The organism is Psychrobacter sp. 1044 (genome assembly GCF_904846525.1).
GTDB lineage: Bacteria > Pseudomonadota > Gammaproteobacteria > Pseudomonadales > Moraxellaceae > Psychrobacter.
On record NZ_CAJHAZ010000001.1, the window covers coordinates 126873 to 138457 of the forward strand.

General features: G+C 41.6%; 9 protein-coding genes. 4 read left to right on the plus strand and 5 right to left on the minus strand.

Going from position 1 to position 11585, the window contains the following annotated elements; translation table 11 throughout:
• Nucleotides 1–119 precede the first annotated feature (119 nt).
• Complete coding sequence (locus JMX82_RS00525; RefSeq protein WP_201538923.1) at nucleotides 120–527, minus strand: hypothetical protein; 408 nt, start codon at nucleotides 525–527, stop codon at nucleotides 120–122.
• 698 nt (nucleotides 528–1225) lie between these two features.
• On the opposite strand from JMX82_RS00525, the gene JMX82_RS00530 reads away from it, so the two are divergent.
• A complete protein-coding gene (locus tag JMX82_RS00530; RefSeq protein WP_201538924.1) occupies nucleotides 1226–1432 on the plus strand; it encodes a hypothetical protein in 207 nt (68 codons plus the stop codon).
• A gap of 817 nt (nucleotides 1433–2249) precedes the next feature.
• Here JMX82_RS00530 and JMX82_RS00535 read toward each other — a convergent pair.
• From JMX82_RS00535 to JMX82_RS00550, 4 genes are all read right to left on the minus strand, one after another.
• Nucleotides 2250–2966 carry a cytochrome c1 gene (locus JMX82_RS00535; protein WP_045446804.1) on the minus strand — a complete coding sequence of 239 codons (717 nt, stop codon included), beginning with the start codon at nucleotides 2964–2966 and terminating at the stop codon, nucleotides 2250–2252.
• The gene (locus JMX82_RS00540) at nucleotides 2966–4186 is read right to left on the minus strand and encodes a cytochrome b (RefSeq protein WP_372815435.1); all 1221 of its coding nucleotides are present in this window, start codon (nucleotides 4184–4186) and stop codon (nucleotides 2966–2968) included. Before JMX82_RS00540 ends, JMX82_RS00535 begins: the two co-directional genes overlap by 1 nt.
• A 7-nt stretch (nucleotides 4187–4193) precedes the next feature.
• The gene (gene petA, locus JMX82_RS00545; RefSeq protein WP_045446807.1) at nucleotides 4194–4778 is read right to left on the minus strand and encodes a ubiquinol-cytochrome c reductase iron-sulfur subunit; all 585 of its coding nucleotides are present in this window, start codon (nucleotides 4776–4778) and stop codon (nucleotides 4194–4196) included.
• Between the two features lie 471 nt (nucleotides 4779–5249).
• Entirely contained in the window at nucleotides 5250–7193 is a 1944-nt protein-coding gene (locus JMX82_RS00550) for an ATP-binding cassette domain-containing protein (protein ID WP_055124346.1), read from the minus strand.
• Between the two features lie 289 nt (nucleotides 7194–7482).
• Here JMX82_RS00550 and JMX82_RS00555 point away from each other — a divergent pair, with 289 nt between their 5' ends.
• The 3 genes from JMX82_RS00555 (at nucleotide 7483) to JMX82_RS00565 (ending at nucleotide 11240) form a co-directional block, all read left to right on the plus strand.
• Entirely contained in the window at nucleotides 7483–7707 is a 225-nt protein-coding gene (locus JMX82_RS00555) for a SlyX family protein (protein ID WP_227676237.1), read from the plus strand.
• A 236-nt stretch (nucleotides 7708–7943) separates the two neighbouring features.
• Complete coding sequence (locus JMX82_RS00560) at nucleotides 7944–9338, plus strand: outer membrane protein transport protein (RefSeq protein ID WP_201538925.1); 1395 nt, start codon at nucleotides 7944–7946, stop codon at nucleotides 9336–9338.
• A 405-nt stretch (nucleotides 9339–9743) separates the two neighbouring features.
• Nucleotides 9744–11240 (plus strand): hypothetical protein, encoded by a 1497-nt coding sequence (locus JMX82_RS00565; protein ID WP_201538926.1) that lies wholly within the window; start codon nucleotides 9744–9746, stop codon nucleotides 11238–11240.
• The last annotated feature ends 345 nt before the right edge of the window (nucleotides 11241–11585 follow it).

Here is an 11585-nt window from a genome sequence, read left to right on the forward strand (position 1 = left end):
TAAGGGGAAAACACTATAAGCCATATATACCAAGACTTTGATAACTTACTTTCCTACTTTCCCCATTTTCCCCACTTTGCATATTGAAGTCTTGCATAAGATAATTTAAAACCATTTAGCTACAACGATTCATCTTCATAAAACTTTGCTACACATGGCATAGGTTCAACATAAATATCAGGGTTATCAAAATCTGGTGTCATTTTACACTCATACTTAATATTGCCACTTGAATCGAGCTCAATCATTGAGTCACCAATTACTTTGTAATAGCCACCATCTTCAAGAGGAAATCTATCAGCGTATTTGCCTTTATATAGTGTATAACTACCACCTTTTGTAATTGCTGTAATCTCAGTATGACCATCTGGTTTTATGACAATAGACTGTTCATTATTATTACCACCATATAAATTATAGCCACGCTCTCCAGTAAATGGTAACTCTACCTGTTGCTTTATATTTGTATTAGCACAAGCTGAACCAATAAATGCAAATAAAAAGCAAAAGGGTATTAATTTTTTCATAACTTACAATTCCTTATCCACAAAGTTCAATTTAAGCTACATTAACTTAATTCCAGCCTAAATCACATCGCTTAATAAAGTAACAGAGTATCAGTATTAAAATAAGGTCAAGAGTAAAACAACTAATGATAAATACTCATGATAGTATAATAAAAGTGAATTTAACTAATGATTTAGATAACAGGTGAAAGTAGTCATGCCAACACTTGCCACAACCCACAGCCTAAATAATTACCCCAGACTGAGTATAACTAACTATCGTGACCAGTTGAGGCAAGCAGGCAAAGCAAACAAGATTGACCTTAACTATAAATACCGCAATCAATCCTACAGCTATTCCATTAGCCTAACAAAGACAGCATGCAATTATGGCAATTACCGTTACTGGTGGTTATGCCCGAACTGCAGCAAGCGAGTATCAATATTATATTGCGCTGGTGCTTACGTCTGCAGACATTGCATAGGGGCAAATTATGGCAGTCAGCTGCAACAACCAATTGATAGATTGTTTAGTCGTGCAGACGCAATCAGGCAGCGTTTAGGCTGGCAAAGTGGCATTGCTTACGGCAACCAAGGTAGACCCAAGCATATGCACTTTACGACCTACTATAAGCTAGTGACAGAGCATGACAGGCTAGTACAAAAGATATGCGGTGCAACCATGCAGATGATTGAGAACAACAAAGGCAGGGCAAGTTATGAGCGATAGAACACGCGATTTTATTACACTAGATAGCATACTTGATGAAATAGAGCAGGTAAGGCAAATGGCGTTGAATGACGATGATTATAAGACAGCCTTGTCATGCACCATGAGCAAATCAAAACTGCTAGGCGGTGGGTTAGGATTAGAACGTAGGCAGAAAGATAGAGATGACCCACTAATGAAAATACTATCCATGTGATTAAGAGCAGCAAAAAGACAAGATATGATAGAAAAAAGCAAACTTGCCTAATGATTTAGATAACCCACGAAATATAATTATGCCTACCACTGCAAATACTCATAGCCTGAGCGACTATAAACAGATCAGCATAAACAGCTTTAATGATTATATACGCACTAGCCAGCCTAATCATTTAGCCTTTAGCTACAGCCACCGTAATAAGTCATATAACTATAATGTTGAGCTACTAAAGACAAAATGCAATTATGGCGGTTATCGGTATTGGTTCGCTTGTCCTAAGTGTAGCAGGCGTGTAGGTGTGCTTTATTGCGCAGGGCTTTACGTCTGCAGGCATTGTATAGGAGCTAACTATCAAACACAGCTAATGCAGCCATGGCAGCGACCCGATATACGCATACAGGCAATAAGAAAGCGTTTAGGGTGGCGTTATAGTATGTATCAACCCAAACCCAAAGGCATGCACAGAGCTACCCATAAACGGCTATTCATGGAATACATAGAAATAGAGGATAGTTATATCAGTAGAATAGAAATGATTGATAAGTTAGTGAAAGCAAAAAGTAATAGCTAAACTTTTAATTATGCGGACGTATAAAAATTACTTAGGCAGCTGTCATTACTAATAAACAGCTCAACAATTACATCGCCCTATGGCTACCAATACTCAAAAATCAAAACTACTGGCTACCAAAACGGCTACCAAAAAATAATAACGAAATGTTATTAACAATTAAATCAAGAACTTAATGCAATAAAAAAGCACTACCGGAGTAGTGCCCTTTTTTTCGATAAAAATATATTTTTTAATACTTAATTATTTTACATCTTTCCAGAATTCTTTGTTCAATAAGTAAACTGGAATGAGTAATACTAATAAGAATAAAATTACAAAGAAGCCAATCACTTGACGGTCATGACGGTTAGGCTCTGCCATCCACGCCATAAAGTTAACCAAATCACCCACTTCGGATTCAAACTCTTCAGCACTCAGCTCTTCTTGCATATTATGCAATACATGAGGCATCGCCGCATTGGCAAGTACTAAGTTATTGGCACCCCAAGGACGGCTTGGGTCTTCATAAAACGATAACAGGTAAGTATATACCCAGTCATCGCCACGTAGTCTGGTCTCAAGTGATAAGTCTGGTGGTGCTGCGCCAAACCATGATGCTTGTACTTCAGGATCAATTTCAGCATTGATATGATCACCGATTTGATCGGTGGTGACCATCAAATACTTTTCGACCAACTCAGGTGGTATCTCTAAATCTTTAGCAATGCGCGAGTGACGAACATACTGGGCAGAGTGACAACCAGCACAGTAGTTCATAAAGATTTTCGCACCGTTTTGTAGCGAGCCCTTATTGGTAAAATCAATAGGGGCAGTACTACAAGCTAAATGTTCTTCAACACCCTCAGCATTGGTGAATGTACCACATCCACCGCCACCAGCTGCCAGTGCAGTACCAGCCGTCAAGGTTAATGCCGCGCCTAAGCCTAGACCCGCTAGGGATTTAATTAGCGTGTTCATTAGTGACCTCCGGTAACGCGTTCTGGTGGCTGTTTACACTTCTCAATAGAGGTATAAATTGGCATCAGTAAGAAAAACAAGAAATACAAGACAGTGAAGATACGAGCCATCAATGTTGCTGTTGGTGTCGTTGGCGTCGCGCCTAAGTAACCTAAAACTAAGAAACTAATCGCAAACACGGTTAAAGCAATTTTAGATAAAATGCCTTTATAACGTATAGAGCGTACAGGCGATCTGTCTAACCATGGTATCAAGAATAGTACGGCAATCGCACCACCCATCGCAATCACACCACCCAACTTGTCAGGAACCGCACGTAAAATGGCATAGAATGGCGTGTAATACCATACTGGTGCAATGTGTGCTGGTGTTTTCAATGAATTCGCTGTCTCAAAATTTGGTGGCTCAAGGAAGAATCCGCCGCCTTCTGGGAAGAAGAATACCACTGCAAAGAACAAGATAAAGAAGACCACGATACCAATCATATCGTGTACTGTGTAGTACGGATGGAATTCAATACCATCTAACGGCACACCATTTTTATCTTTTAGCTTCTTGATATCAATACCATCAGGGTTGTTCGAACCCACATGGTGTAGCGCTACAATATGCATGAATACTAAGCCCACAAGTACGAGCGGGATAGCAACCACATGTAGAGCAAAAAAGCGGTTTAGGGTGATACCTGAGATAATATAATCACCACGTACCCATTCTGCAAGCCCATCACCAATCACAGGTAGAGCAGCAGGAAGGTTCAAGATAACCTGTGCACCCCAAAATGACATATTGCCCCAAGGAAGTAGGTAACCGAAGAAACCTTCTGCCATCAATGCTAAGTAAATACCCATACCGATGAGCCAAATAAGCTCACGTGGTTTCTGGTATGAACCATATAGCAGTGCTCTAAACATATGCAGATAGACGACCACAAAGAACGCAGATGCACCAGTTGAGTGCATATAACGGATGAGCCAACCACCTTTGACATCGCGCATGATGTATTCAACAGACGCAAATGCCCCTTCGGCACTTGGGTTATACATCATGGTCAGCCAAATACCTGTTACCAATTGGTTAACCAATACCACCATTGATAACACGCCAAAAAAGTACCAAAAGTTAAAGTTTTTTGGTGCATAGTACTTTGACATATGGTATTCATAGGTTTCGGTCGCTGGAAAGCGTGCGTCCACCCAATGCATTAACTTTTTACCCATGCTCATATTAAGCCTCCCCAATCGTCAAGATGGTACCATCCATGTTGTAATCTGGGACAGGTAAGTTAAGCGGTGCAGGAACGCCACTATAAACGCGACCCGCCAAGTCATATTTAGACCCGTGGCATGGGCAGAAAAATCCGCCATACCAATCATTACCACCCAAGTCAGCCGCGCCAACATCAGGACGGTAGTTTGGTGCACAACCTAAATGTGTACAGACGCCTTCTACTACCAATACTTCTGGTGAGATAGAGCGTTCTGGATTTTTACAGTATTCAGGTTGTAATGACGCATCAGATTCAGGGTCAGACAGTAAAGGTTTTACTGACGCTAAAGTCGCTAGCATGTCTTCTGTGCGTTTGACCACAAAAATGGGTTTACCGCGATATTTGACAACGATCATCTGTCCTGCTTCGATAGAACCAATGTCTTGGGTCACTGCAGCCCCTGCAGCCTCAGCTTTAGCGCTTGGGTACCAAGAACGGACAAAAGGTGTTGCCACAGCAGCTACCCCAGCTGCACCAATCGCGGCAGTCGAGGCAATAAGAACTCTACGGCGTTGTACGTTAACGCCTTCGGCTTGGCTCATTAATACTTCCTCCAGGTGAATGAAATGGGATTATCCCACACTGGGTTTGTGGCTTAGAAAATGTACAATATCAAGCCACTTTGGCTGTGCCTAATTTTGCTAATTGTTGCTATTCTAAGCTATTTCGGTGATAAAATAAATTATTGCGTTAAAAATAAAGCAACCTTGATAGAACATACTCTAAGGTTGAATAGGAGAATTGATGCAAAATAGCTGCATTATCAATGTCTCACATAGATTTTTTGGCAAGGATTATAAGCGTGATGACCTTATAATTAATAAGGATATTTTGCAATAGCGAATGATACTCGAAATTAAGGTAATGTTCACTAACTTTCAGTACCTAACTACTATGTAAGTAGTCGTAAACCAATAATCACCGCTTTATAAGAACAAAACGGTGATTATTTCATTACTTTTTATGTTTTATCAAACTTCAAGTTTTATAAAACATGGCTTCAGTCGCTAACATTAGCTCTCAAGCTCACTCCAACGCTCAAGCTTACTCATCATCTCATCTTCAATCGTCAGTAGGCGCTCACTTGCGGCAGTCGCTGCATTAACGTCAGTGGTGAACCATGAGCCATCTGCTAGTTTCTCTTGCAATTGGGCTTGTTCAGCTTCTAATGCAGCGATTTCTTTTGGTAAATTGTCCAGTTCACGCTGTTCATTGAAATTGAGCTTTTTGGCAGCTTTGTTAGGTTTTGCTGCGGTTGTCTTATTGGTAACTTTACTGACAGTATTTGCATTATTGGCTGGTGCTCTAGCCGCGTGGGCGGCTTGCTCGCGGTTTTTCTGTACCAAGTATTCTTGATAACCACCGACATACTCTTTGACGATACCTTTGCCGTCTTCATCTTGGTCAAATACCCAAGTAGAGGTAACGACATTGTCCATAAATGAGCGGTCATGGCTGATGAGCAAAATTGTACCGCCAAAGCTGGCGACTGACTCTTCTAGTAGCTCAAGTGTCGCCATATCCAAGTCGTTGGTTGGCTCATCAAGTACCAGAATGTTGGCAGGCTTTAATAGCTGCTTGGCAAGTAGTACGCGGTTACGTTCGCCACCTGATAGTGCTTTGACTGGGGTACGCGCACGCTCTGGGGCAAATAAGAAGTCTTGTAGATAGCTCATGATGTGTGTCTTACGACCACCCACTTCTACAAAGTCTGAGCCTTCAGAGACGTTTTGCGCCACACTGGCTTCAAGGTCTAACTGATCGCGCAACTGGTCAAAGAAGGCAATTTTTAGATTGGTACCCAATTCGACACTACCAGTCTTGGTAACTTCGTCATCAGACATATCGAGTAGGGCTTTAATCAGTGTGGTTTTGCCCGCACCGTTGGGTCCGACAATGCCGATTTTATCGCCGCGCATAATAGTGGTCGTAAAGTTGTCAACCAATACGTTGCCATCATATTCAAGATGTAAGTTTTTGACTTTACAGACCAGCTTACCGCTTTTCTCGCCTTGACCCATCGTAATGTTCACATTACCCACTTGCTCACGGCGATCGCTACGCTCTTCACGCAATGCTTTTAGCTCACGGACACGGCCTTCATTACGGGTACGACGGGCTTTGATACCTTGGCGAATCCAAACTTCTTCTTGCGCCAGTTTTTTATCAAAGTTGGCGTTATTTTTTTCTTCAGCGAGTAATTGCAGCTCTTTTAGCTCTTGATAGCGTGCATAGCCACCTTCGCCTTGAGTGACGTCATAGCTGGTCAATTGACCACGATCTAGCTCAATGATGCGCGTCGATAGTTTATTGACAAATGCTCTATCGTGGGTCACGAATAGTAGGGTCAAACCTTGCCAATCCAATAAAAAGCGCTCTAGCCATTCAATACTATCAACGTCTAAATGGTTGGTTGGTTCATCGAGCAGCAGTACATCAGGTTTGGTGACCAAGGAGCGTGCTAGTAGTACACGGCGCTTACGACCACCTGATAATGAAGATAAATCATCATCTGGATCCAGCCCCATGGTTTTGATCAGGCGGGTGGCTTCTCGTTCTAAATCCCAACCGTGTACCGCATCGATATCATGCTGCAAGTCTGCCATACGCTCACAAGCATCCATGTCGCCATTAGCACATAAATCTGTTTGGGCATTGTAGTTGATAAGCAGCTCAGCCGTGCGGCTGCTACCACCCATAACGATGTCTAGGATACGTCCGCTTGTCTCGGGAACGTCTTGTTCTAGCATCGCCACGCGCACGCTGCTATTGATGATGACTTCGCCGCTATCAGGTTGTAAGGTGCCGTTAATTAGCTTAAATAAGGTGGATTTGCCTTCGCCATTACGGCCAATTAAACAGACACGTTCACCTGCTTCAATAGCAAAATCAATGCCATCAAGAACAGGAGCGACGCCAAAAGCAAGGTGGATATCTTTTAAATGTATCAGAGCCATAGAATATCTTAAGCTTATATAATAGTGAGGTAGGGGTTGCTGCAAAATTGCGAGCAGTATAACATGCCATCACGTGACTGTAGTGAGCGTAAATGATTTTATCCGCACTATTTATGACTTTTGTTCAAGGTTGCTATTTTATGAGGATCATCATCGTCTAATTGCTACTTTGTATCGGTCATCGAGCCATTTTATTAATGAATCCTACCAGTCTTATGTTTATGATAATTCAGAGAAAAATATGAATCAATTTAATCCTCAAGATAAGGCTCAGAACGAGGCTTTAGCTGTGCACACTGACCTACAAACTCAACAAGTCATTGATTTACAGATGAGTATGGCGCATCTAGAAATGACAGTAGAGCGACTCGATGAGGTGATTGCGCGGCAAGATAAAGATATTCAGACATTACAACGACAGTTGCAGCTAATTTATAAACAAGTGGAAAGTCAGGATCCTGAAGGCGGCATTGCACCTTTTGATGTCATGGCGGAAAGACCCCCTCATTATTAATATCTGCAAAATTAATATCTGCAAAATTAATATCTGCAAAAACTAAATGGTTGAAAATTTATAACTATTATATCCGCATTGTGAGATACAGATACTGTTCAGTCATAATCAGGAAATAATGTGTTTTTGCAGTTGTTTTAATGTTCGAAAATCATTACTATCCTCCACCTCGGATGCTGCTTGCTTATTAAAATTAAGTAAAGTAGTAAAACAATGCGGACGTTTGGAGATACATAATGCGCGCAAATTTTCATTTGAAAACTCTCACAGTAGCTGTTGCTGCTCTTTCTATTGCTAGCGTTGCTAGTGCTGCTGGTCTTGATCGTTCAGGTCAAGATATCACTGCATTCTTACAAGATGGCACCTACGCCGAATCTGTTTATACTTATATCGATGCCGATGTGAGTGGTAAAGACTTGTCAGGCAATAAGCTCAATGATATCGCAGAGTCTTATGATTTTTTTCGTTATGGTGTAAAAGCAGATATTAACGACACGTTTAGCATCGGTATTTTATATGATGAGCCTTTTGGTGCCGCTGCGGATTATAACGGTCAAAACGATTTCGTTACCGAAAGTGATCGTGACGCTATCATTCAAGACTTTACAAAAAAACCTAATATTACCGAAGCTTATGTCGATAACGTATTAATACCACAATTGCAAGGGGCGCTTGCTCCAGGTAATCCAGGTGGTCTAACTGCTGAGCAGTTACAAGCCGCTCAAGGTCAGCTTATTGGTCTTGAAGCCGCTAAAGGTCTTGCAGCAGTGGCGGGTGAAGCGACGCAAGTAGAAGTACGTACTGAGAGTATTACTGGTATTCTTGGTGCTAAATTTGGTGCTAACAAAGAGTTTCAAGCTTATGGTGGTCCAGTGGCTCAGCGCGTAAAGGCAGATGTAAAATTGCGCGGTGATGCATACAGTTCAGCCAAGGGTTATACCACTCACATCAGTAATGACCAAGACTATGGCTGGATCGCTGGTATGGCTTATAGCAAGCCTGAAATTGCACTTAAAGCTGCTTTGACGTATCGCTCTGAAATCAAGCATAATGCAAAAGCTTTTGAGACTTTTCCAATTGCTACGGCTGCAGGTGCTACCGCTGGTCTAGCGTTGCCGACTACCAGACATTCTGATATTGAAATCAACACGCCAGAATCAGTCAACTTTGATTTCCAGACAGGTATCAATCCTACCATGCTAGCTACTGCTAAAGTCCGTTGGGTGCCATGGAGTGATTTTGCTATCGTACCGTCACTATACAATGATGTCAGTAAAGTATCGACAAAAGATGATGAAGGCTTGGCATTAGTTAGTTACGATGAAGATCAATGGCAAGTTGAGCTGGGTCTCGCTAAGCGCATGACGCCAGCATTAGCAGTGACAGGTACTGTCGGTTGGGATAGTGGTGCTGGTAACCCTGTAACCTCGCTAGGTCCTATCGAAGGCTACTACAGTGCTGGTTTGGGTGCCAAGTACAATGTGACTGAAAACTGGGCAGTATCAGCTGGTGGTAAATATCTATGGTTCGGTGATGCTAAAGGCCAAATTCCGACTAAAGCCGTGGTTAGTAACTTTGAAGACAACGATGGTTTTGCACTTGGCGTGAAGCTTTCTTACCAAGCAAACTAATGTGATGTGTCATTTGCTAAGTTATAAATCCATAGTCTAGATAATAAAAAGCGATCCTGATTGGGTCGCTTTTTTATGCCAGTGTATTTAAGTTTAATAAAGGATTAGAGTATTTTAGAATTATTAAGTTATAACAGATAAGGATCTGCCTGCTATCTCTAAAAAATGCTGATAGCAATTTAAAAAATATCAGAATGAAAAACTAGATATTAGTTTTGTACGTGTATCTTATTTGTACTGTCCAGTCATATTCGAGAAATAAAGCACTTTAATTGTTGTTTTAGTGTCAAAAAGGCATTAGTATTCATCTCAGGACACGACTTTTATAATCATAAAGTTATGCGCAGCAATGCTACATATTGATTATTTAAGTAGTAAAACAACAAGGACGTTTGGAGATACACAATGCGCAACACTTTTCATTTAAAAACCCTTGCAGTAGCGATTGCCGCTTTTTCTGTAGCTAGCGTAACCAATGCTGCTGGTCTTGACCGTTCAGGTCAGGATGTCACAGCCTTCCTCCAAGATGGCACCTATGCTGAAGCTGTTTACACCTATATCGATGCTGATGTTAGTGGTTATGATAGCGCCAATAACGTTCCTACTAATAACACCTATGTTAGAGGTGATAAGACTGGCGATATCGCTGAATATTATGATTTCTTTCGTTATGGTGTAAAAACAGATATCAATGAAACCTTTAGTGTTGGTATCTTATATGATGAGCCCTTTGGCGCAGCAGCGAAATATACTGGTGATAACAATTTTGTGTCGAAAGGCGATATTAATGCTTCAATAACTCAGTTAACGGGTGGCCAGTTTGACGCCAACACTCTTGGCCCTGCAATTCAAGGTTTGACACAGCAGGCTCAAGCAGCAGGTGCGGAAGCGCAACGACTTGGACAATTAGCTGCAACAGCTACAGACCCTCAAGTCGCACAAGGTCTTGCACAACAAGCTCAAGCTCAAGCAGCAGCAGCGCAAGGTTTTGTGAATCAGGCCACTGGTCTCGGTACAGCAAATGCGATAGCACAAGCAGAAGCAGCTAATGCAGGAGAAGGCACTAACGTTGAAGTACGTAGTAATAGTCTGACAGCCATTCTTGGCGCAAAATTTGGTGCCAATAAAGAGTTTCAAGTATACGGTGGTCCAGTCGCTCAGCGTATTGAGTCTGAAGTGAAACTACGAGGTTTGGCTTATGGTCCTGCTACTGGCTATACCTCACGTAACAGCCCTGATATGGACTATGGTTATATAGCCGGTATTGCTTATAGCAAACCTGAAATTGCCTTAAAAGCAGCACTGACCTATCGCTCTGAAATTGATCACAACATGAAAGTGGCTGAAACCTATCCTTTAGCTGGCGTTATAGCTGGTGATCCAGCTGCAGCCAATCGCACCAGTAATATGGAAATTACTACTCCTAAATCCGTAAACTTTGATTTTCAAACCGGTATTAACCCAACGACGTTAGCAACTGCAAAAGTGCGCTGGGTACCTTGGGGTGACTTTAAGATTACGCCGCCACTATATAATGAGGTTAGTAAAAGATCTTATGGACCTGATGGTTTGAACTTGGTTGAGTACGAAGAGGATCAATGGCAAGTAGAGCTTGGTCTAGCCAAGCGTGTTGCGCCAGCACTTGCAATTAGTGGTACCGTTGGTTGGGATAGTGGTGCTGGTAACCCTGTCACCTCGTTAGGTCCTATCGAAGGCTATTACAGCGCTGGTTTGGGTGCAAAGTATAACGTGACAGAAAACTGGGCAGTATCAGCGGGTGGTAAATACTTATGGTTCGGCGATGCCCAAGGTGTATTGCCAAGTGACAAAATTGTTGGTGACTTTCAAGACAATGATGGATATATCTTCGGTGTGAAATTGTCTTACCAAGATACTAAATAATACGCATATTTAGCAGTACTAATACATAAAAAAAGCGATCCGTGATGGGTCGCTTTTTTTATCGGTGTTCGAAATAGAAATTGATATAAAAGAACATTAAATCAACGACTTTAAAGTGTGCATAAAAGTTTTTAGCAAAATAATAAATTTATTTGACAGCTTTTTTTAGACGATTTCTAAGACGGCAGTGATTGGTTTCTTGCCCGCAATTAAACGATATTTGCCTCAAACATAAGCCACAACATCATTGAGTTATTACGATCATAAGTATATTTCAGCTGAAATATATGCTTCTTGAAACGCACTTAAGTCCAAGACTCATTGACCTCTCAGCGCTAATAGTGT